Origin of the sequence: Streptomyces sp. NPDC046821 (genome assembly GCF_040645335.1) — a bacterium.
Lineage (GTDB): Bacteria > Actinomycetota > Actinomycetes > Streptomycetales > Streptomycetaceae > Streptomyces.
This window is the reverse complement of sequence record NZ_JBEYYB010000002.1, coordinates 336,827-358,338: the sequence shown is the minus strand read 5'-3', so window position 1 is coordinate 358,338 and position 21,512 is coordinate 336,827. Positions and strand designations below refer to the sequence as shown.

General features: G+C 70.5%; 19 protein-coding genes and 3 pseudogenes. 6 read left to right on the top strand and 16 right to left on the bottom strand.

Going from position 1 to position 21,512, the window contains the following annotated elements; translation table 11 throughout:
* Window positions 1-3: 3 nt before the first annotated feature.
* Together ABZ893_RS05190 and ABZ893_RS05185 are read right to left on the bottom strand one after the other, a co-directional pair.
* A pseudogene (locus tag ABZ893_RS05190) lies at window positions 4-775 on the bottom strand (transposase).
* 7 nt (window positions 776-782) lie between these two features.
* Window positions 783-1,118, bottom strand: coding sequence for a hypothetical protein (locus tag ABZ893_RS05185; RefSeq protein ID WP_361396971.1), 336 nt, complete (start codon window positions 1,116-1,118; stop codon window positions 783-785).
* Window positions 1,119-1,297: 179 nt separating this feature from the next.
* Between ABZ893_RS05185 and ABZ893_RS05180 the strand changes: the two genes are divergently transcribed.
* A complete protein-coding gene (locus ABZ893_RS05180) occupies window positions 1,298-2,854 on the top strand; it encodes an oxidoreductase (protein WP_361397713.1) in 1,557 nt (518 codons plus the stop codon).
* Window positions 2,855-2,861: 7 nt separating this feature from the next.
* Here ABZ893_RS05180 and ABZ893_RS05175 read toward each other — a convergent pair whose 3' ends face one another.
* Both ABZ893_RS05175 and ABZ893_RS05170 read right to left on the bottom strand, forming a co-directional pair.
* Window positions 2,862-3,995, bottom strand: a complete 1,134-nt coding sequence (locus ABZ893_RS05175; protein WP_361396968.1) for an IS630 family transposase — start codon at window positions 3,993-3,995, stop codon at window positions 2,862-2,864.
* Window positions 3,996-4,062: 67 nt separating this feature from the next.
* The gene (locus ABZ893_RS05170; protein WP_361396965.1) at window positions 4,063-4,575 is read right to left on the bottom strand and encodes a PadR family transcriptional regulator; all 513 of its coding nucleotides are present in this window, start codon (window positions 4,573-4,575) and stop codon (window positions 4,063-4,065) included.
* Between the two features lie 55 nt (window positions 4,576-4,630).
* Here ABZ893_RS05170 and ABZ893_RS05165 point away from each other — a divergent pair, with 55 nt between their 5' ends.
* Window positions 4,631-5,320 carry an isochorismatase family cysteine hydrolase gene (locus tag ABZ893_RS05165; RefSeq protein WP_361396962.1) on the top strand — a complete coding sequence of 230 codons (690 nt, stop codon included), beginning with the start codon at window positions 4,631-4,633 and terminating at the stop codon, window positions 5,318-5,320.
* A gap of 95 nt (window positions 5,321-5,415) precedes the next feature.
* Here the strand turns inward: ABZ893_RS05165 and ABZ893_RS05160 are convergent.
* The 9 genes and pseudogenes from ABZ893_RS05160 to zapE all read right to left on the bottom strand — a co-directional run bounded on the left by ABZ893_RS05160 (window position 5,416) and on the right by zapE (window position 15,136).
* Window positions 5,416-6,256, bottom strand: a pseudogene (locus ABZ893_RS05160) (IS5 family transposase).
* Window positions 6,257-6,321: 65 nt separating this feature from the next.
* The gene (locus ABZ893_RS05155; RefSeq protein WP_361396959.1) at window positions 6,322-6,921 is read right to left on the bottom strand and encodes an SMI1/KNR4 family protein; all 600 of its coding nucleotides are present in this window, start codon (window positions 6,919-6,921) and stop codon (window positions 6,322-6,324) included.
* Window positions 6,922-6,995: 74 nt separating this feature from the next.
* Window positions 6,996-7,803, bottom strand: a pseudogene (locus ABZ893_RS05150) (IS5 family transposase).
* Window positions 7,804-8,311: 508 nt separating this feature from the next.
* Entirely contained in the window at window positions 8,312-9,067 is a 756-nt protein-coding gene (locus ABZ893_RS05145) for a peptidyl-tRNA hydrolase (RefSeq protein ID WP_361396956.1), read from the bottom strand.
* A 162-nt stretch (window positions 9,068-9,229) separates the two neighbouring features.
* Complete coding sequence (locus ABZ893_RS05140; protein ID WP_361396953.1) at window positions 9,230-10,111, bottom strand: polysaccharide deacetylase family protein; 882 nt, start codon at window positions 10,109-10,111, stop codon at window positions 9,230-9,232.
* Between the two features lie 112 nt (window positions 10,112-10,223).
* Window positions 10,224-11,090 carry an ABC transporter substrate-binding protein gene (locus tag ABZ893_RS05135; protein WP_361396950.1) on the bottom strand — a complete coding sequence of 289 codons (867 nt, stop codon included), beginning with the start codon at window positions 11,088-11,090 and terminating at the stop codon, window positions 10,224-10,226.
* 162 nt (window positions 11,091-11,252) lie between these two features.
* Complete coding sequence (locus ABZ893_RS05130) at window positions 11,253-12,077, bottom strand: PPK2 family polyphosphate kinase (protein WP_361397710.1); 825 nt, start codon at window positions 12,075-12,077, stop codon at window positions 11,253-11,255.
* Between the two features lie 359 nt (window positions 12,078-12,436).
* Complete coding sequence (locus tag ABZ893_RS05125; RefSeq protein ID WP_361396947.1) at window positions 12,437-13,837, bottom strand: PhoX family protein; 1,401 nt, start codon at window positions 13,835-13,837, stop codon at window positions 12,437-12,439.
* Between the two features lie 207 nt (window positions 13,838-14,044).
* Entirely contained in the window at window positions 14,045-15,136 is a 1,092-nt protein-coding gene (gene zapE / locus ABZ893_RS05120) for a cell division protein ZapE (protein WP_361396944.1), read from the bottom strand.
* A 37-nt stretch (window positions 15,137-15,173) separates the two neighbouring features.
* Between zapE and ABZ893_RS05115 the strand changes: the two genes are divergently transcribed.
* From ABZ893_RS05115 to msrB, 4 genes are all read left to right on the top strand, one after another.
* Window positions 15,174-15,947 (top strand): pyrimidine reductase family protein, encoded by a 774-nt coding sequence (locus ABZ893_RS05115; protein ID WP_361396941.1) that lies wholly within the window; start codon window positions 15,174-15,176, stop codon window positions 15,945-15,947.
* Window positions 15,948-16,093: 146 nt separating this feature from the next.
* On the top strand, window positions 16,094-16,567 hold the full coding sequence (locus ABZ893_RS05110; protein ID WP_361396938.1) for an indole-3-glycerol phosphate synthase: 474 nt from the start codon (window positions 16,094-16,096) through the stop codon (window positions 16,565-16,567).
* A 181-nt stretch (window positions 16,568-16,748) separates the two neighbouring features.
* The gene (gene murC / locus ABZ893_RS05105; protein WP_361396935.1) at window positions 16,749-18,143 is read left to right on the top strand and encodes a UDP-N-acetylmuramate--L-alanine ligase; all 1,395 of its coding nucleotides are present in this window, start codon (window positions 16,749-16,751) and stop codon (window positions 18,141-18,143) included.
* 13 nt (window positions 18,144-18,156) lie between these two features.
* Window positions 18,157-18,564, top strand: coding sequence for a peptide-methionine (R)-S-oxide reductase MsrB (gene msrB, locus ABZ893_RS05100; RefSeq protein WP_361396932.1), 408 nt, complete (start codon window positions 18,157-18,159; stop codon window positions 18,562-18,564).
* A gap of 74 nt (window positions 18,565-18,638) precedes the next feature.
* Here msrB and ABZ893_RS05095 read toward each other — a convergent pair whose 3' ends face one another.
* The 3 genes from ABZ893_RS05095 to ABZ893_RS05085 all read right to left on the bottom strand — a co-directional run bounded on the left by ABZ893_RS05095 (window position 18,639) and on the right by ABZ893_RS05085 (window position 21,508).
* Entirely contained in the window at window positions 18,639-19,103 is a 465-nt protein-coding gene (locus tag ABZ893_RS05095) for a hypothetical protein (protein ID WP_361396929.1), read from the bottom strand.
* An 84-nt stretch (window positions 19,104-19,187) separates the two neighbouring features.
* A complete protein-coding gene (locus tag ABZ893_RS05090) occupies window positions 19,188-20,384 on the bottom strand; it encodes a cytochrome P450 (RefSeq protein ID WP_361397707.1) in 1,197 nt (398 codons plus the stop codon).
* Between the two features lie 329 nt (window positions 20,385-20,713).
* The gene (locus tag ABZ893_RS05085; RefSeq protein ID WP_361396927.1) at window positions 20,714-21,508 is read right to left on the bottom strand and encodes an alpha/beta hydrolase; all 795 of its coding nucleotides are present in this window, start codon (window positions 21,506-21,508) and stop codon (window positions 20,714-20,716) included.
* Between the last annotated feature and the right edge of the window lie 4 nt (window positions 21,509-21,512).

The window sequence follows — 21,512 nt, the reverse complement described above, 5'->3', positions numbered from 1 at the left end:
TCGTCACCCGGCGAGGGTGAAGTTGTGCAGGCGGGCGATGCCGAGCATCGCGTGATGGACGCCGTCGCCCTTGAGGCGGCAATCGCGGAGGATCTTCCAGGTCTTCATCCGGGCGAAGGCGTGCTCGACACGGGCGCGGACCTTGCGGTGGGAGGTGTTGTGTTCCTCTTTCCACGCCTCCATTTTGCTCTGGCCGGGTTCGCGGCGGTGTGGGATGGCCAGGCCGGTGCCCCGGTAGCCGCCGTCCGCGATGACCGTGGTCTTGCCGACGGCACCCTTCGCTCCGGACATTTCCCATGCCTTGCAGTCATTGCGGTTGCCGGGCAACGGCCGGCCGACCGCGACGACCAGCCGAGTGTCTGCGTCGATGACGACCTGGTGGTTGGTCGAATACCGGTAGTTCTTCGACTGCTCAGCGATGCTGTGGTCTCGGGTGGGGACCAGGGTGGCCGTCCACGATCAGCACGGTGTCCTTGCGGAACCGCTTGCGTTGCTGGAGCGCGAGCGCGGGTCCGAGGTGGTCGATGATGCCGTCGGCTGCGGACTTGGACACCCCGAAGAGCGGCGCCAGTTGGCGCAGGGTGAGGTTCGTCCGCCAGTACGCGGCGACCAGCAGCACGCGGTCCTCCAGCGGCAGGCTCCACGGCCGGCCCTTGCGCACCGGATCTGCACCCTCTCGCCGGAGCGCGGTGATCAGCTTGCCGAACTGCCGCGGGCTGAGCCCGCTGAACGGGGCTATCCAGGAGTGCTCCGACGCCGTGATCACACCAGTCACTGCGTGATCATTCCACTGCTTTAGGTTCTCCCTGCTCGAAGTCGATGCGGCAGCGTTCAACCTGCTTGGCCACGTGCTCCATGAACCAGCACATGATCTCGTAGGGGATGACGTGCTCGTCGTGGCTGTGGATGTGGACGGTTGGCTCCAGGTCCGGATCCTCGTCCGGTATCACCGCCACCAGGAAGGCCACTCCAGGCAAATGCGTTTCGGCGCTGGGGATCTCAGCCCACGCGGCCGGCGCCGGGACCTCGCTCAGCTCCACACACCATGCGTCGTCCGGCAAGGCGTAGTGGAACTGGATGGCGTAGTGACGACCCGCATGAACACGCAGCGCTGGCATGTCCGCAGGCTGTCACAGCCCCGCGTCGGAGTCCCGCGAGTATCCCGCTCAGCACCTGGCACGGGCGCCAGCCAGCCTTTTGCGGGACAGCCCTTAGAAGTGCTAACAGAATGAACTAGGGTCAGCTTGCTGTGGGACGAGGTGAGTTGGGAGGACGAGCAACTCATTACCCTGCATGGGTGCTGTCATACGACGAGTTGACCCTGCCGGAACGTGAGCTGTGGGACGCCTTCCCCGAGGGGCGTCAAGTGGACCTGCGTACGGGGCTGCCCGAGGAGGATGACCCGACCGCGGGTGCCCAGTGGGGCCCCGAACGTTCGATTCGCGCCGGTGTCGTGGCGGCGTTGCTCCTCGGCGAGAACGATGGGCGGTCCGGCGCCGTCGCCGCACTGCGGCTCGCCGGCGCGCGGATCACCGGCCGTCTGGATCTGTCCGGAGCGGGGATCCGCCACGCGTTCTCGCTCGATGGCTGTCAGCTTGAGGAGCCGGTGAGCCTGTACGGGGCTACGACCCGGACGATCAGGATCGCGGACAGCTGGGTTCCCGGGATCAACGCTGAACTCGTCCAGATCGAGGGTGAGCTCGACCTGCGACGGTCGGTCCTTGAAGGCGGCTCTCTCACACTGGTCAATGCTCGTGTGGCCGGGAACCTGCTCCTGACGGACGCCCGGATTTCGGGCCCGGGTGAGTGGGCGGTGCTTGCGGGCGGCCTCGTCGTGGAAGGCGGCGCCTTCGGCGAGCGCCTCACCACGCAGGGCGGGCTGCGGCTGCCCGGCGCGCGGCTGTCCAGCGGCCTGTTTCTGCAGGGGGCGCGGCTGACGAACTCCGGCGGCGCCGCACTCGCCGCAGGCGGAGTGGTCGCTCCGACCGTGGACTGCTCCCAGGGGTTTACCGCTCAAGGGGTAGTAAGGCTGCGAAACGCCCGCATAGAGGACCTGTTGACCTTCGAGGGAGCACATCTGAACGGCGACGGCACCGCCCTGGTAGGCATAGCGATGCAGGTGGGGGACTTCGACTTCAGGGTCGCCGCACCGCCCTCAGGCACGGTGGATCTACGCTCCGCACAGGCCGCCTGGTGCCAGGACAGCGAGCGGGGCTGGCCGCAGAAAGTGCTGCTGGACGGGTTCACTTACGGCTCCATCCGCTTCGGCCAGGCAGCCTTCCCGGGAGACGGGGCGGCAGGGGAAGACGGAGAGCCGGGGGGGTACAGGACATCCGTGGGAGAGGAAAAACCGGGGGACGAGGTGACACGTCGCCTGGCATGGATCCGCCGGAATCCCGGCTACACCCCGCAACCCTACGAACAACTCGCGGGCTGGTACCGCAAGATCGGCCACGACAGCGACGCGCGCCGCGTGCTCCTGGCAAAGCAGCGCCACCGCCGCCGCACGCTGCACCCGGCCGCTCGCGCGTGGGGTCATCTGCTGGATGCCACCGTTGGCTACGGCTACCGCCCGTGGGTGGCCGGCATGTGGCTCACAGCACTGGTCCTGTTCGGCACGTCGGTCTTCGGGACCCACGAGCCGACTCCGGTGAAGTCCGGTGACAGCGCCCCGTTCCAGCCCCTCGTCTACACCCTCGACCTGCTCATTCCCATCGGCGGTCTCGGCCAGCGTACGGGCTGGTTCTGGACGGACAGCGGTACCCAGTGGCTGGCCTACGCACTGATCGCCGCAGGCTGGGTGCTCACCACGACGGTCGTTGCGGGCGTCACCCGAACCCTGACCAAGAGCTAGTGCCGCATCAGGCAACGTTCGCCCTGTCGACCACGGCTCGTAGCCGTTGATCGTCAGCGTGACGGTTTCGCCAGATGATGTAGCGGCGGATCATGCTGCCCTGCGCTTTGTGTGTGGCGTGGTCGGTGCCGCCAAGCGCGAAGTAGCGCAGGGCGGTGAACTGGGCCTCGATGCGGTTGAGCCAGGAGCTGTTGGTCGGGGTGTAGGCGAACTCGACGTTGTTGGCCATGGCCCAGTCACCGACCCGGGCGTCCTTCTTCGTGGTTAGGTGCGGGGAGAAGTTGTCGAGCACGATCGCGATGCGAATCTCCGGCGGGTAGAGACTGCGCAGGTAGCGGCAGAACTCCAGGAACCTCGTCCGGTTCTTCTTCGGCTTGATGTGGCCGTAGAGCCTGTCCTTGCCCAGGTCGTAGGCGGCGAACAGGTGACGGACCCCGTGCGGGCGGGTGTAGGTCGCCCGCCTGCGGGGCCTGGGCTCCCGGTCGGGGTCCTTGTGCTTGCCGCCGCGCTCGGCCCACTGCCGTCCGGGGTGGGGCTGGAGGTTCAGCGGCCCGAACTCGTCCAGGCAGAACACCACATCGGGCTCGCTGTCCTCGGGTATGACCTCGCCGTCGGCGATCGCGTAGAGGTGTTCGACGCGGGCCTTCTTGGCGGCGTAGTCCGGGTCACGGGAGGTCTTCCAGGTCTTTATGCGTTGAAACGAAACGCCCTCCTGGCGGAGCAGGATCCGAAGGCCCTCGTGGCTGATGTCGTCGATCACCCCCTCGGTGACGAGGAAGTCAGCCAGTTTGGCCAGGCTCCACGTCCAGAACGGCAGGCCGTGCTCGGCCGGCTTGGACTTGGCGAACTTCTTGATCTCGCGGCGCTCGGGCAGCGTGAAGGTCCTCGGCCGGCCGCCCTTGTACTTGGGGTAGAGGGCGTCGAAGCCGTCGGCGTTGAAGTTGTGGATCACGTCGCGGACCCGGTCGTCGCTGGTGAACGTCACCTCGGCGATCTTCGCCACGGGCATGCCCTGCGCGGACAGCAGCACCATCTGGGCCCGCCGCCAGGTCACCACCGAGTCGGTGCCCCGGCGGATGATCCGCAGCAGGCGCTGCCCCTCGTCGTCATCGATCTCACGGACCTGTACCGGCTCTGCCACCCGCACAGTCTTCCGGGAAGAGGAGGCGTCCGGGTTGAGAACGGGTGAGGTGTCTGCTGGTGCCGTATCAGGCCAACACCTCCCGCAGCCAGGCCCTTTCGGCGCGGCTGGTGGCGCGGGCGACGGTGAGCATGCCGCGCCGGTAGGGGTCGTCGGTGTCGTCGGCACCCAGGGGGCGGTCGCCGTCATGGAAGAAGCTCGCGGGCTGTTCCAGGAATTCCAGTCGGCGGCGCAGTACCGCGTGCTGGTCGGCGGGGTCGGGCAACTGGGAGAGGAAGGCCAGGACGGTGAAGTAGCGGGTGCTGTCGCTGATGTCCAGGCCGCCTGCGTCCCGCAGTCGGCGCAGCAGTTCGGTGCGGCCGGCGTCGGTCAGGCTCAGGGTGTGCCGCTGGGCGGCCGAGGCGCCTGGTTCGGTCAGCCGGTCGAGGAGCCCGGCGTTGGCCAGCCGATTGATCGCCGGGTAGAGGCTGCCGTCGCTGACCGGCCGGGCATGGCCGGACAAGTGAGCTATCCGGCGGCGCAGTTGGTAGCCGTGCAGCGGCCCCTCGGTCAGGAATCCCAGGATCGCGAGTTCGAGCATGCTGCTACTCTCGCACATCGAACCGAGGTATATCGAATCGATGCAGGGGGCAGGAATGGAGTACACCGAGGAATGGGTGACCACGCGGGCACATGACGCCTACGAGCGCGGCCGGGCATCGTTCGGAGTGCGGCCCGAACGGACAGCACTGCTGGTCATCGACATGCAGGATGAATTCGTCCGGCCCGGCTGGAGTCCCTACTGGGTGCCCGCCGCCACTCGGATGGCGCCCCGGCTGCAGCAACTGGTCGAAGACTGCCGGGGTGCCTCGGTCCCGGTGCTCTGGACCATCTTCGACGACACCCACCTCGGCCTGGACCGGCCGCACGCCCTGCGTTTCCTCCCACACGCCGACAGCGGCTGGCGTCGACCGGCCCCTGCCGAGGTGTGGGCCCCGATGGGCCGCCGTCCCGACGAGGCCGTGATCCGCAAGCCCTCCTACGGGGCGTTCTACGACACCCCGCTCGACACCATGCTGCGTAACCTCGGCCGCGACACGGTCATCGTCACGGGAACGCTCACCAACTACTGCTGTGGCACCACGGCCCGGCAGGCATACGAACGCGGCTACAAGGTCGTCTTCGGATCCGATGTCACGGCCACCGACGACGAGTCGCGGCACGAACCCGAACTCGCCGTCCTGCGCAAGGGTTTCGCCCTCGTACTGACCGCCGAAGAGATCACCAACCGACTGACCGCAGCCACCCCGGCATCAGACGACGAGGAGCGGGCGAACGTTGCCTGATGCGGCACTAGGGTCCGTCGTTGGGGGTCACGGGATGGAGATCGGTGGGAGTGAGACATGTCAATCTTGATCAGCCCCCCCCAGATGCCACGGTCTCAAGACTCCTCTCGGAGTGAGTTCAGGCGTCGCCAGCAGATCAGTGCGCATCCGAGGGTGAGGAAGGCTTCGTGGATGTCGTCGCGGATCTCCCAGCGGATTCGCAGGCGGCGGAACCAATGCAGGTGGGCGAACGCACGCTCCACGACCCAGCGTTGGGTGCCAAGCCCAGAGCCGTGCTCGGTACCGCGGCGGGCAATCAGCGGCTTCACACCGAGATCCCAGACCAGGCGGCGGTACTTGTCGTGGTCGTAGCCTCGGTCGGCCAGCACCGCGTCCGGGCGGCGCCGGGGCCGGCCGCGCTTGCCCCGCACTGGCGGCAGCGCTTCGAGCAGGGGAATGAGCTGGGTGACGTCACTGCGGTTGCAGCCGGTCAGTGTGACGGCGAGCGGGATACCCGTGGCATCGGTGATCAGGTGATGTTTGCTGCCCGTCCTACCCCGATCGACAGGGCTTCGTCCCGCCTTGGCTCCCCCTTTAGCGCCCGGATGTGGGAGCCATCGACCGCCGCGCGAGAGAAATCCAGGGCGTTCGCGCTGCGGAGCCTGGCGAGGAGGAACGCGTGCAGCCGGGGCCAGACCCCCGCCGCAGTCCACTCGGCCAGGCGGCGCCAGCAGGTCATGCCGGAACCGAAGCCGAGTCCTGCGGCAGGTGTTCCCAGGAGATCCCAGTGTGCAGCACGAACAGGATGCCCTGGAACACCAGCCGGTCCGGATGCCGCTTGCGTCCCGGATGCCGAGTCCGGCGCTCTACCTTGGGCAGCAGCGGCTCGATCACCGCCCACAGCTCGTCGTCGACTTCCCACGGCTTCGGCCTCGCCACCTTGCACCCCCAGATCATCAGTCTGGGAGTGATCCAAGCACCTCGAAGATCATTTCGTTAGGGGTTCTTAGCGCGGTGGCTTCTTACATGCCGCGGTCTGGGCCGTACCAAGGCTCGGGGCGTTCGTCAGCGGACATCGGAAGACTCTGCAACTGCACGGGACCCGGGTAGAAGGCTGCGCTGTTGGGCCCGCTCATGTCTTCGCCGATGAGGTAGCGGTAGAGCCATTCCGCGAAGCTCATGCGGTGCTCTGCCCAAGTTTCGCCGTAGCTCACCAGGAGCCTTGGAGCATCGGGGTCGGAGTGCAGGAAGATGGCCTCTCCTCGGTCGGTGCTCGCGATCGGCCACAGCCCGTTGCGGGTGCCAAAGCTCAGCTCGTCGAGTCCGAAGAGCCGGCGGGGATCCTCATCCGCGTCGAGGTCGAGGTCGTCCCACGGCACCTCTGACCACGCCTTGATCGTGCTGCGCATGTTTTCGCCCAGGTTCCACCGTTCGGTCGCGGGGTGGGAGAGGTACAGGTGCCCGTTGATCTGGATGGGGGCGAACGCGTCCACGAGGGCCCTGTAGTCGGGAGGAAGTTCTATGCCGAGCTCTGCGTGGAGACGGTCCCAGGCAGCCGGGTCCGCATAGCGGTTCTGGGCCGGGCCGAGCATCTCCAGCACGGCAGCCAGGTAGTCAGTCATGAGTTCCTCGACGGTGTGTCCGCGGCGCGGTCCCCCCGCGTCGGGCCGGCCCCTGTGGAGCCGTACTCTACGGATCACGTCGAGTTGATGACCTTCGCAAGTCTGCGGTAACAGATCAGAGCGGCGGCGATTCCGGCGAAGGCGAGGAAGTGTCCTGCCTTCTGTTCGTACCGACGGTGCAGGCGGCGGCACCCGGCAAGCCAGGCGACCGTCCGCTCCACGGTCCAGCGGTGACGGCCCAGGCGCTGGAAGGACTCGATGCCCTTGGGCGCGATGCGCGGGGTGATGTTCCGTGAGCGCAGCCACCGGCGCAGGTGATCGAGTCGTACCCCTTGTCGCCGTGGAGCTTGGCAGGCCGTCGCCGACGCGGTCCACGGTGTGAGCGAACGGGCGGGATGCCGCGTACGAGGGGTTCGAGGCCCTGACTGTCGTGGGTGTTCGCGGCGGAGATCCCGATTGAGAGGGGCAGACCGGATCGCTCGGTGATCAAGTGGATCTTTGACCCCTTCTTGCCGCGATCTACGGGATTCGGACCCGTCAGATCCCCCCTTTCGTTGCGCGCATGTTCACCGAGTCGATCGCGCACCTGGACCAGTCCAACTCCCCGCGTGCGCCGAGTTCGGCCAGGAGCAGGCGGTGGAGCTTGCCCCATACCCGGGCCCGGCTCCACTCGGTGAAGCGGCGGTGCGCGGTCGGCCCGGACGGGCCGAAGCCTGGCGGTAGTTGTCGCCAGGTACAGCCGGTTGTGGCTACGAACAGGATCGCCGCCAGCACTTCGCGATCGCCGTAGCGCCGACGGCCGCCGCCCTGGGGACGAACCGGCGCAGCCGGGACCACACGCTGGAACAGTTCCCACAGCCCGTCCGGCATCAGACGTCCCACCATCGCCATCACGGCCGCCAGCTTAGAGATCAAGCCAGTTGAGACGACCTCTAACTCATGGGGCTGGGCGGGGTGGCGAGCGATGTCATCCACGGCTTCATTCTGGCGTAGATCGTTAGCGTGACGGCTGCTTGCACCACCCCCGCACCACCCGGGCGGCGGCAGAGGGCCCGCTTCGTTAAATGACTGTTCTTGAGGCTTGCTGCGGCGAGACTGCTGGTGGCGTAGGGGGAGGGGGAAGGGTAACCGGTGGTTGACCGGGGCGTTGTCGATCCTTGGGAGCGGCAAGGCGGAGAGTCGGGGCAGGCTTTTGAGGCATTTGCTGCGTACCGCGGTCTCGGTCATCCTCGTAGGCGGTCTCCACGCGGGGGTTGGCATCTCGCATTCGATGCCAGCGACCTCTGGTCACGCTTGGTCGCTGTTGATTGCGGAGCGGAGTCGACCGTGCGGGGCAGAGCTGTTACGTGGACAGGCTCGTGATCTACATCGTGAGCTGGTCGGCGGCGGGTCACGCCCGTGGTGGGCGCGGGAGAGGGCAGAAGCGACTACCGCCTTCGACTGCAAGAGTTTTCCCGGGCGCGATCTCCGTGAACCCGGCGTCCCGTACCACCGGGAGCCCGCTCGCGGTCAGTTCGGCCCAGTGGTCCGCGTCCGCCGTGCGTACGGAGAGCGGGAAGCCAGCGTCGCGCCACTCCGCGCGCTGCTCGTCCGACAGCTCCCACCAGGCCAGTTGCGCGCCGTGACCCGCCTGGGCCATCGCCTTGCCGGCCGACATGTCGAGGCTCGGGCTCAGCCACAGGACCGGCGCCGTGCGGTCCGGGGCGGCCGGCGGTTCCGGGTCGTCCAGGTCCGTGCCCGACACCTGGAGCCGGGCCAGGTCCTTGGGCCAGCCGTCGAGCGGGACCGGCGGGAACACGCGGACCTCGGCCGACTTCCCCGTCACCGTGATGCCGTCGAGCGCCTCGGCCCTGCGCCACTCGGCGCCGCGCGCCCGCCGCACCACCTTGCGGATACGCGCGTCCTGCCAGTCGCGCATGGCCTCCGCCCACTCGCCGTCGCCGGTCGCCCGCGCGTCGGAGAGGATCACGAGGACCGCGCGGGCCGCCGTCTCCAGCGCGTCGGTACGGGCCGGGGGAGTGGCCTTCTCGATCCGCGCCACGAGAGGCAGCACGAACTGGGGCGCCTCGTCGCGCGCGGTCGACTCGTGTCGGAAGGGGCTGTCCTGCGTCTGGTCCGCACTGCTCACGGGCTCTTCGCTGCTCACCCGACCAAGTCTGCCAGGCGCGCTGCCGGCCGCCTTGCGCCGCCTACCGGGCCGGACGCCCCGCCCCGCGCCGCCTACCGGGTCGGCCGCCCCGCCCCGCGCCGCCTACCGGGTCGGCCGCCCCGCCCCGCCCCGCCTACCGGGCCGGACGCCCCGCCCCGCCTACCGCGCCGCCCGCCCCGCCGCCGTCCCGATCAGCTGGGACACCCGCACGAACGTGTACCCGCGCTCGCGCAGCTTCGGTACGACGGCGCGGACCGCGCGCTCCGTGGCCGGGGCCGCGCTGCGGGTGCAGTGCATGACGACGACCGAACCCGGCCGCACCCCGTCCAGGACCTGCTGCGCCACCGCGTCCGAGTCCGTCGCGAACGCGTCCCCGCTCACCACGTCCCACTGCACCGCCGTCACGCCGGTGGGCGTCAGGGCCTTCAGCGCCCGCTGGTCGTAGCAGCCGCCGGGGAACCGGAAGTACGGCACCGTCCGCTCCACGCCCGCCTTGCGGAACGCGGTGAACGCCCGCTCCACGTCCGACCTCATCCGCGCCTCGGGCACGGTCGGCAGGCCGTAGCAGTCACCCGTGAACGCGTAGTGGCTGTACGAGTGGTTCGCCACCTCGAAGAGCGGGTCGGCGCCGATCGACTTCGCCTCGGCCGGGTACTCGTCGGCCCAGCGGCCCGTCATGAACACCGTCGCGGGCACCTTGAGCCGCCGCAGCGTGGCGATCAGCTCGGGGTTGTCGAAGTGCTCACCGGCCGCCGCGCGCGGTCCCTCGTCGGCGGTCATGTCGGCGTCGAACGTGAGCGCGACGGTACGGGCCGGGGAGCGGGGCGCGCTCTTGAAGACGGGGGTGAGGCCGGTCGGGCCCGGGGCGAGCGTGGGCGGACGCGACGGCGCGGCGGACGACGCCGGAGCGCTCACCGCGCTCCGCCCGAGGTGCCGCCCCTGTCCGGCGGACCCGCCACCGCCCGCACCACATGCCGCCGCTGCGACCCCCAGCGCGCCCAGGGCGCAGACCAGCGCGAATCTCCGTACGTAGGTCATCACGCCGCGACGTTAACCGTACTAATGGGATGCGTTGCGCACCTGGTCGCGGGGGCGGTGCGGCGTAGGGCCAGGTGTACGAACGGTGGGGCGCGGCCCTTCGCGGGGCGGCTCCTCAGTCGTCCCGCAGCGCCCCCGCCACCCCGTCGAAGAAGCGGGCGTGCGCGGGCCCGCTCGCCGGGAGCTCGGGGTTCCAGGGGAGCAGGCGAGTCCTCGCCGCGATCTCCTGCCAGTGCGGATCCGCCGCGTACTGCTCGGGCGAAGCCGCGTTCACGCGGGAGTCGACGAGCACGATGTCCGGCGCGAGAGCGGCGGCCTCCGCCCACCCGGCCGTGTTCCAGTTGACGCCGGGGCCCTCGGGCGGCTCCACCGTCCGTACGCCGAGGGCGGTCAGCGCGCTCAGGTCGGGCCACTTGGCGGGGCGGGCGAGATGGACGCTGTCCGGCCCGCCGGGGGACAGGGCGAGGACCCGTCCCGGCCGCAGCCGCGCGGCCTCCCTCAACTCCCTTACCGCCCGCTCCAGTTCACCGTCCCCGCTCTCCGGCGCACCGAGTGAGCGCGCCAGCTCGGCGAACCGCTCCCGCACCTCCGTCAGCGAACGGTCCTGGCCGACGTCGACCACGAACACCGGCACGTTTTCCTCCAGGTGCTTCGCGACCTCGGGATCGAGGCCGTACACCTGTCCGCCGCCGTACGTGACCGCCACGACGAGATCAGGCCTGGCCGCGAGAAAGGCGTCCAGGCCGAGCCCGGCGCCCGCCCCGAGGTAGCCGACCGTGTCGAGCGGCAGCGCCCCCGACTTGGCCGGGTCGGCGCTGTCCCCGTCGTGGAACGAGCCGAAGACCGCCGTCGGCCGTACCCCGTGGTCCCACAGGGTGGCGCCGGCCTGTATGTACGCCACGACCCTCGACGGCACGTACCCCGAGGTCGCCACGTGTCCGCGGTCGTCGGTGAACTCCCAAGCCGGTGCGTATCGTCCCATGTGTCTGCGTGTCCTTGTCCGGAGAGGCGCGGAAGGGTCCTACAGGTCCGGCCGGACCCATAGAACCCTTCCCGGGGCGACGGCCCCGCACGCGTCAACTCCGCACGCGTCAACTCCGCACGCGTCAGCGAGCTGCGCGAGGCGCCGACGCTCGACGAGAGGTCAGCGGATCTCCAGCAGCCGCTCGCGCGACTCCTCCACGTCGAAGTCCGCCTTCGGGTACTGCGGGTCCAGCGCCTCCAGGTGCTCCAGGAGCAGCCTGCTGATGGCCCAGTTGCGGTACCACTTGCGGTCGGCCGGCACGACGTACCAGGGCGCCGCGTCCGTGGAACAGCGCTCCAGGGCGATCTCGTACGCCTTCTGGTAGTCCGGCCACAGGAGGCGGTCCTCGATGTCGCCTGTGGAGAACTTCCAGTGCTTGTCCGGGTTGTCGAGCCGTCCGAGCAGCCGCGCGCGCTGCTCCTCGTACGAGATGTGGAGGAAGCACTTGACGACCGTCACGCCGTCCTCGGCCAGGGTCTGCTCGAAGCGGTTGATCTGGCCGTAGCGGCCGCCGAGTTGGCGGCGCGGGACGAGGCCGCGGACGCGGGCGACCAGGACGTCCTCGTACTGCGAGCGGTCGAAGATGCCGATCTCGCCGGGCTGCGGGAGCGCGCGTGTGACGCGCCAGAGGAACGGGTGGCCGCGCTCCTCGGCGGTGGGCTCCTTGAACGCCTTGATACGGCAGCCGGAGGGGTTGAAGTGGCCGATGACGTGTTTGACCGTGCCGCCCTTGCCGCTGGTGTCCATGCCCTGGAGGATCAGCAGGATCCGGCGCCGGTCACCCGCCGTGGCCGCGGCCCACAGGCGCTCCTGGAGTCCGGCGAGGCGTTCACCCGCACGGGTGGTCGCCTCCAGGCCTTCGGCCTTGCCTGACGGCCCGGCGGGTGTCGCCCGTGCGTCGTAGGAGGCGAGGTCGACGGGCTTGCCGGAGGGGATGCGCAGCAGCTCGCGGAGCGGGGTGGAGGCGGCGTTCTCGGCGGGCGCCTTGCCGGGGGAGGCCTTGCCGCCGGGCGACTTCCCGGCCGACGACTTCCCACCGGACGACTTCCCTGCGGACGCCCTACCCGCGGAGCTCTTCCCGGCGGACGCCTTCCCGGCGGACGCCTTCCCGTCGGAGCCTTCCCCGGCGGGCGCCTTCCGGTCGGAGCCCTTTCCGCCGGAGGCCTTCCCACCGCCCGCCTTCCCGGCCCCGCCCCCCGCACCCTTCCGCTTCGTGTCCGTGCCGCCCTTGGCCACCGCGCACCCCTTCCCGTACCCGTCAGGTCACACGTCTTCTAAATCGTGCGACCGACGGGGCGGTGGCGCTACCGGTGCCAGGGCCCCGTCACGGCGAATGTCGTCCCGGGCGAGTAGCAGTTGACGTACATCGTGTCGCCGTCCGGCGAGAACGTGACGCCCGCGAACTCGCCCCAGGCCGGAGCCTCGGCCGTACCGATGTTCTGGCGCCCGCGCGCCATCGCGTACACCTCGCCCTTGCGGGTGACGCCGAAGACGTGCTGCGCGCCCTCGCCGTCCTCGCACACCATCAGGCCGCCGCTCGGCGCGAGGCAGATGTTGTCCGGCTCCTCCCCCGGCAGCTGTACGTCGGTGCTCGGGCCGAACACGACCACCAGCGTGAGCCGGCGGCTGTTCGGGTCGTAGCGCCAGATCTGCCCGAAGTGGTCGGCCGCCGAGCCCTCCGCGCTGTGGGCGAACGACGAGACGAAGTAGACGGACGAGCCGCCCCAGTAACAGCCCTCCAGCTTCTGCGCGTGCGTGATGCCCTTCGGGCCGAAGTCCTGGAGCCGGACGGGCGTCTGCGCCGCCAGCGGGTCCGGTACGTCGACCCACTCGACACCGTCGAACGCCCTGCCGGTCTCCTGGACCGCCGACAGGTCCGGCACCCCGGGCACCCGCATCGCCTGGAGCGTGCCGCCCGCGCGCAGCGAGCCGAGGCCGCCCTCGGGCTTCTTCGGCAGGAACCGGTAGAACAGACCGAACGGCTTCTGGAACGCGTCCTCCGTCTCGTAGACGATGCCGTTTCTGGGGTCGATGGCGATCGCCTCGTGCTGGAAGCGGCCCATCGCCGTCAGCGGTACGGCGCCCGAGCGGTGCGGGTCCTCGGGGTCGACCTCGAAGATGAAGCCGTGGTCCTTGGTGTACCCGTTCGTGCCGGCCCTGTCCTCGGTCTCCTCGCAGGTCAGCCAGGTGCCCCAAGGGGTGGGCCCGCCCGCGCAGTTGACCGCCGTACCGGCGATGGCGACGCGCTCGGACAGCACCTCGCCCTTGTGGTCGAGCGTCAGCGCAGTACAGCCGCCCTTGCCCATCGGGTCGTAGGTGAGGCCGGCGACGATCGGGACGGGGATCTTCGCGGTGACCCGGTTCTCGTGGTTGCGGACCAGGTGGACGCGGCCGCGTCTGCCCGCGAGGGCGGTCATGCCGTCGTGGTTGCTGGGCACCTTGCCCTCGCCGGAGCGCAGGGGGTCGCCCTCGCGGGAGAGGACTTTGTAGCGGAACCCCTCGGGCAGGTCGAGCAGCCCTGCGGGGTCGGGCACCAGCGGGCCGTAGCCCTTCTCGCCCAGGCTCTGCGCGGCGGCCGTACCCGCGAAGAGTTCGGAGAGACTGCCGGCGAAGGCGATGGCGGCGACGGAAGCGCCACTGCGGGCGAGGACCTGACGTCGGGTCGCGGACGGCTGAGCGGTACGTGCGGTACGTGCTTCAGACATGGGTCGACCTCCTGCTGGCGGACAGGAACCTGTGACCCGGTCGTGTGTACCACGCGACTTGGTGCGCGGGAACCACGCGCGTACCCGACTGACGCACATGACACGGCGGCACTCAGCGGTAACAGCGGTTTCGCGCCACGGCCCTGCCCACCTCGGTATGCGGCAGCCCCTACGGGCGCGCGAACCCTCCGCGCGCCCGGCGAACGGTCAGCCGTCCACGAGCCCCTTCGCGTCGCGCGCCAGCGCGGTCAGCCGGGAGATCGCACGGAAGTACTTCTTCCGGTAGCCGCCGTTCAGCATCTCCTCGCTGAACAACTGGTCGAAGGGGAGGCCGGAGGCGAGCACCGGCACCTCGCGGTCGTAGAGCCGGTCGGCGAGCACGACGAGCCGCAGCGCCGTCGACTGGTCCGGAATCGGCTGCACGTCCGTGAGACAGACGGCCTTGAGGTCGTCGGTCAGGGCGCCGTACCGGCTGGGGTGCACACGCGCGAGGTGGTCGAGCAAATGGGGGAAGTCGTCGAGCGAGGCACCCTCGGTCGCGTACGCCACCCGTGTCACCTGGTCGTCGGAGAACGGGGCGGGCGCCTCGGGCAGGCCGCGGTGGCGGTAGTCCTCGCCGTCGATGCGCAGCGGGCGGAAGTGGGCGGACAGGCCCTGGATCTCGCGCAGGAAGTCGGCGGCGGCGAAGCGGCCCTCGCCGAGCTTGCCGGGCAGCGTGTTCGAGGTCGCGGCGAGCGCGACGCCCGCCTCGACGAGCTTGCTGAGCAGCGACGACACGAGGACCGTGTCGCCCGGGTCGTCCAGCTCGAACTCGTCGATGCACAGCAGCCGGTGCCCGCTCAGCGTCTTCACGGTCTGCTGGAAGCCGAGCGCGCCCACTAGGTTCGTCAGCTCGACGAACGTGCCGAAGGCCTTCTGCTCGGGCGCCGCCGGGGTGGCGTGCCAGAGGGAGGCGAGGAGGTGGGTCTTGCCGACGCCGTAACCACCGTCGAGGTAGACGCCGCGCGGGCCGGTGGGGGCCGCCGGCTTCTTCGCGAACCAGCGGCGCTTGCCCGCCCCGGTCGCGTGGGCGCCGCCGAGTCCGGCCGCGAAGTCGCTCAGGACCCGCACCGCCTCGGGCTGGCTGGGCTGCTTGGGGTCCGGGATGTACGTGGCGAAGCGGACCGAGTCGAAGCGCGGCGGCGGCACCATCTCGGCGACCAGACGGTCGGCGGGCACTTGCGGTTCGCGGGCGCACAGCGACAGCGGGGCCGAGTCGGCTATGGGGCTCTGAGCGGGGGCGGTGGTGGAGGACGACACAGCCCTCAACTCTAGACGCCGTGGGACACTGCAGGACATGCGACGCCTGTTCCCTGTGACGTACGAAACAGCAGATCACGCGGCCCACGAGCCGCGCGAATGGAGTCTCGACGAGCTCGCGGACGCCTACGCCTACCCCGCCGAGCAGCCCGTATGGCTGCGGGCCAACATGGTTTCGACGCTCGACGGGGCCGCTCAGCACGACGGCCGCTCACAGGGCATCTCGTGCGAGACCGACATGCGGATCTTCGGCACGCTGCGCGGACTCGCGGACGCCGTCGTCGTCGGCGCGGAGACGGTCCGGCTCGAGGGCTACCGCCCGGCACGCGCGCGTGAGGCCTTCGCCGCGCGCAGGAAGGCGGCCGGACAGGGACTCGCCCCCGCCATCGCCGTGATCAGCGCGAGCCTGAACCTCGACTTCTCCCTCCCGCTGTTCACCTCGCCCCTCGTCCCCACACTCGTCCTCACCGGCGCCGCCGCACCGCCCGACCGGATCGAGGAGGCGGCCAAGGCGGGCGCCGAGGTGCTGATCGCCGGCGAGGGCACCGGGGTCGAGCCGGACCGCGCCGTGCGGATGCTCGCGGAGCGCGGGCTCACGCGGCTGCTGACGGAGGGCGGACCCCGGCTGCTCGGCCAGTTCGTGGCCGCACAGGTGCTCGACGAACTCTGTCTGACGCTGTCGCCGATGCTGACGGCCGGGGACGCGCAGCGCATCGCCGGTGGATCATCGTTGACCGTCCCCGAACGTTTCGAGATGGCTTCTGTGCTGGAAGAGGCCGGGTTCCTGTTCACTCGATACCGTCGGTCCTGACAATCGACGGAATGTGCCGTTCCGTTTACCTTCCGGTGGGCACACTAAATCTCGCAGACCCCGTGCTGTCGCGGGGCAGGATGGTTTCCGCAGGGACCCGTCGAGCGACGACGGACCCACGGAGGAGAAGAAGAAGGGCGCCTGTCGTGTTCACGAGCGTATTGATGATCGAGAAGGCCCTTACGTCCGCCGACGTGGAGTTCGTCACGACCTTGCACGGCGACGAGCCCGTCACGTTCCACGTGCTGATCCAGCCCCGCGGCGACCAGGCGGACCGCCTGCTGCGGGCCATCGACGACGTCGCGATGGGAGAGCTGGACGACGCGGCGAAGGAAGGCGAGGTGCCCGAGGGCGCGGACGCCGCCGAACTCGGCGAACAGGCCCTGGAGGTCTCCCTCACCGCACTCCACCAGGCAGGCTGCGAGGCGGAGGGACGCCTCGTCGAGGACCACCCGCTGGACGCCCTCAAGGCCCTCGTCGACGAGATCGGCGCCGACGAGGTCATCGTCCTGACCGACCCGCACTACGTCGAGGAGTTCTTCCATCGCGACTGGGCCTCGCGCGCCCGGCACAAGGTCGGCGTCCCCGTCCTGAAGCTGTTCTCCTACAACAAGGCGTGAGGCCCGGCGAGGCGTGAGGCCCGACATGGCGTGAGGCCCGGCAAGGCGTAGGGCCGGTCACGCCTGGGGCCGGGTGCGGGCCGGGGGCACAGGCTTGCGCGGGCGGGGTGCGCGGAGAAAGTAGGCTGAGTCCGCCCGCACACCGGGCACGCAAGCGCACACCGTCCCAGGGGAGAAACGAATGGCACCCGGCCTGCCCACCGCCATGGACCGACCGCACTTCATCGGGATCGGCGGCGCCGGAATGTCGGGCATCGCCAAGATCCTCGCCCAGCGCGGCGCCCAGGTCGCCGGCAGCGACTCCAAGGAGTCCGCCACGGCCGGGGCGCTGCGCGAGCTCGGCGCCACGGTCCACATCGGCCACGACGCCGCGCACCTCGCCCCCGACGCCACCTGCGTCGTCGTCTCCTCCGCGATCCGCGCCGACAACCCGGAGCTGGCCCGCGCCGCCGAGCTCGGCATCCCCGTCGTGCACCGCTCCGACGCGCTCGCCTCCCTCATGGACGGCCTGCGCCCCATCGCCGTCGCGGGCACGCACGGCAAGACCACGACGACGTCGATGCTGGCGGTCTCCCTGAGCTCCCTCGGCCTCGAACCGTCGTACGCGATCGGCGGCGACCTCGACGCCCCCGGCTCGAACGCGCTGCACGGCGCGGGCGACATCTTCGTCGCCGAGGCCGACGAGTCGGACCGCAGCTTCCACAAGTACGCGCCCGAGGTCGCCATCGTCCTCAACGTCGAACTCGACCACCACGCCAACTACGCGTCGATGGACGAGATCTACGAGTCCTTCGAGACCTTCGCCTCCAAGATCGTCCCCGGCGGCACGCTCGTCATCGCCGCCGACCAGTCCGGCGCCGTCGAGCTGACCCGCCGCCTGCGCGACACGACCTCCCTGAAGGTCGTCACCTACGGCGAGTCCGAGTCGGCCGACGTCCGCATCCACAAGGTCACCCCGCGCGGCCTGACCAGCGAGGTCACCGTCCTCCTCGACGGCAAGCTGCTCACCTTCACGGTCTCGGTCCCCGGCCGCCACTACGCGCACAACGCGGTCGCCGCGCTCGCCGCCGGCGTCGCGCTCGGCATCCCCTCGCGGAACCTCGCCGCCGCCCTCAAGTCGTACACCGGCGTCAAGCGCCGCCTCCAGCTCAAGGGCGAGGCGAACGGCGTCCAGGTCATCGACTCGTACGCGCACCACCCCACCGAGATGACCGCCGACCTGGAGGCGATGCGCTCCGCCGCCGGTGACTCGCGGATCCTCGTCGTCTTCCAGCCGCACCTCTTCTCCCGCACCCAGGAGCTCGGCAAGGAGATGGGCGACGCCCTCGCCCTCGCCGACGCGTCCGTGGTCCTGGACATCTATCCGGCCCGCGAGGACCCGATCCCCGGCATCACGAGCGGCCTGATCATCGACGCCGCCCGCGCGGCCGGCGCCGACGTGGACGCCGTCCACGACAAGGCGACCGTGCCCGACGTGATCGCGGGAATGGCCAAGCCCGGCGACCTTGTTCTCACCATGGGCGCGGGCGACGTGACGGAGCTCGGCCCGCAGATCCTGGACCGCCTCGCCAAGTGAAGGACTGAGCCGTATGCCGTACGACGTAGAGAAGCCGGACGAGGAATGGCGCGCGGAGCTGACCCCGGCGGAGTACGCGGTACTGCGTCAGGCCGGCACGGAGCCCGCGTTCGTCGGTGAGTACACGGACACGAAGACGAAGGGCGTCTACTCCTGTCGCGCGTGCGGCGCGGAGCTGTTCACCTCGGGCGAGAAGTTCGAGTCGCACTGCGGCTGGCCGTCGTTCTTCGACCCCAAGGACTCCGACGCCGTCGAGCTGATCGAGGACCGCTCCCACGGCATGGTCCGCACCGAGGTCCGCTGCTCGCGCTGCGGCTCGCACCTGGGTCACGTCTTCGAGGGCGAGGGCTACCCCACGCCCACGGACCAGCGGTACTGCATCAACTCGATTTCGTTGACGCTGACGCCCGAGCAGGGCTGACGCACGCCGACACACGAACGGGACCGAGCCTGGCTCGGTCCCGTTCAGTGCGTTCAGCAGTGCGTTAAGGGGGGTCAGTCCTGCTCGTCGGACTTCTCCGGGCGCATCATCGGGTGGATGACGCCCGGGAAGACCCGGGTCTGGACGACCGGCTCCGCCGACCCGCCCCGCACCACCGTCTCGGCCATGCCCCAGGGGCGGCCGCGCAGGACGACGGTCAGGGTGTACGTGGACGAGCAGCCGGTGCACGCGTAGCGGTCGGCCCAGGTCTCGACGTCGGTGAGGCTGCCGGGGGCGCGGCCCACGTGGCGGTGGACGGCGTGGCAGTGGTCGCACTTCTCGCCGGGTTCGCACGTGCCGCCGCAGGGGCAGGGCTCGTCGAGCGAGTCCGCCGGGCGCCAGCGCTGGGTGCGGACGGCCTCGGCGGTCTGCCCCATGTCCTTCATCGCCTTCAGGTTGCGCGCGGCCTCGACGTACGACTCCCCGGTCGACGTCATCCGGTTCCGGATCACGTGCTTGCGTCCGCGGTTCGTCGTCATCTCAGTTCCTCTCGGGGGTACACGCAGCCCGCCAGGAGGCTTACGAGACAGTTCCCCCCAACGGTACCGGCCCCGCGCACGTGCTCAGCCGGGCCCTGTGGCGACCGGGAGCGCCTTCACGCCGTTGATGAAGTTCGACACGAGACGCCTCGGCGGGCCGGCCAGTTCGAGGGTGGGCAGCGCCCGGCAGGTCTCCTCGTAGAGCACCCGTAGTTGAAGGCGTGCGAAGTGCGCGCCCAGGCAGACGTGCGGGCCGTCCCCGAAGGAGACATGGGGGTTGGGGTCGCGGCCCAGGTCGAGGCGGTGCGGGTCGGCGAAGACGCGCTCGTCGTGGTTGGCGGAGGCGTGGAACACGACGACCTTGTCGCCCGCCCGGATCCGCCGGCCCGCGAGCACGGTGTCGACGACGGCGGTACGGCGGAACGTGAGCACCGGCGGATGCCGGCGAAGCAGCTCGTCCACCGCCGTCGCCATGCCGGCCTTCCCGTCGCGCAGATTCCGGTACGCGTCCGGGGCGCGGGCCAGCTCCAGGAGGCCGCCGGGAGCCGCGCTGCGCACGGTGTCGTTGCCGGCGACCGTCAGCAGGAAGAAGAACATCTCCAGCTCGGCCGGGGTGAGGTCCGGGTCGGTGGCCAGGGCTGTCATGACGTCGTCCGCCGGGTGGTTCCGCTTGTAGGCGGCGAGCGAGCGCGCGTACGCGAACATGTCGGCCAGCATCGCGGGCGAGCGCGGGTTGACCGGTTTCCCGTCCGGGCCGAGGACCGGCTCGCCCGCCTCGTCCGGGTCCTGGTAGCCGATGACGCGCTGCGTCCAGTGCAGCAGCAGGCCCCGGTCGGAGTCGGGGACGCCGAGCAGGTCGGCCAGGTTCAGGAGGGCGTAGTCGTCGGTGACGGCCGCGACGAGGTCGGTCGCGGGGGCGGGCGTCGCGCGGGCGATCGACAGCAGGGCACGCGCGCGTGTGCGGGCGAGTTCGGCGAAGCGGTCTACGCGGCGCGGGGTGAAGGCCCGGCTCACCAGGCGCCGCAGCCGGCCGTGGCCGGGCGGGTCCTGGTTGAGCATCATCGAGCGGATGAACGGCAGGTCCGCCGGGTCGGGGTCGCGGATCTGCGTCGCGCCCAGAAAGGACGAGTACGTGGCCGCGTCTTTGAGGACGCGGACCACGTCGGCGTGCCGGGTGACCGCCCAGAACCCGGGCCCGGCGGGCCACCCCAACACCTCCGGCTCCGCCTGCCAGGCCACCGGGTGGCGGTCGCGGAGGATGCGGTAGCTGTCGTGGGGGATGCCGTGGGCGTACTGGCGGGGGTCGAAGACGTCGGGGACGTCGGGGAGGCCCGTGGCGCCGGGGGAGCGCGGGGAGTCGGGAGGGCCCGGGGTGTCGGGAGGGCCCGGGGCGTCGGGGGAGTCCGGGACTTTGGGGGAGGCCTGGCCCCCAGGAGGGCCCGGGGCGTCGGTGGAGTTTGGGGCCTCGGTGGAGCGCGGGGCGGCTGCGGAGCCCGGGACCTCGGGGGAGCCCTGGCCCCTGGGGGAGCGGACCCCGGGGGAGCCCTGGACCCCAGGGGAGCCCGGGGCGTCCCGTTCGGCCGTCCCTTCGTGCCCGTCGTGCGCCTCCGTCACGCGTGGGCCCCGTCGCCCGGTCCGTCCGCCCGGAGGAAGTCCTCCACCGTCCGGATCAGCGCGAGCGGTGTCTCGTCCATCGCGTAGTGCCCGCACGCCGGGAGTTCGGCCAGTTCGGCGCGGGCGTACCAGTCCATCCAGGTCGCGCGCATCAGGTCCGCCGAGAGCGCCGGGTCGAGCGCGCCCGTGACGGCGAGCGCGGGGACGGTGGCGCCCTTCACCTGCTCGTGGAAGTCCTCGCCGGCCCAGGAGTCCAGCCAGGCCCGGAACGCCTTGGCGTCGCCGGACGCCAGCGACCGCGCCACCATCCGGTCGAGCCAGGCCGCGGGCCGCGCGCCGCCGGTCGTGACGTCGAGGATGGCGCGGCGGTTCTCCGGAAGCCGGTCCGCACCGGAGAACAGTTCCCACTGCTCGGGCGGCAGCGGCAGCCCCGACGCCGGGACCGGCGATACGCCGACCAGTCTGCGCAGCCGGTGCGGCGCGAGCCCCAGGATCCGCTGGGCGACGCTTCCGCCCATCGAGTGCCCGATCACCGAGAAGCGCTCCCAGCCGAGCCGGTCCGCCAGCGCGATCACGTCGGCCGCGCCCTCCGCCGTCGTGTACTCCCCGCCCGAGTCCCTCGCCCCGCCGTAGCCGCGCAGGTCCACCAGCGCGTACTCGAAGGAGTCACGGTCGAGGTCCGGGACCACCTGCGCGTAGGCGCCGCGGTCCGCGAGCCAGCCGTGCACGGCGATGACCTTGTGCGCTCCGGATCCGTGCACCTCGTGGGGGAGGACGAAGGAAGAGGCCACTGTG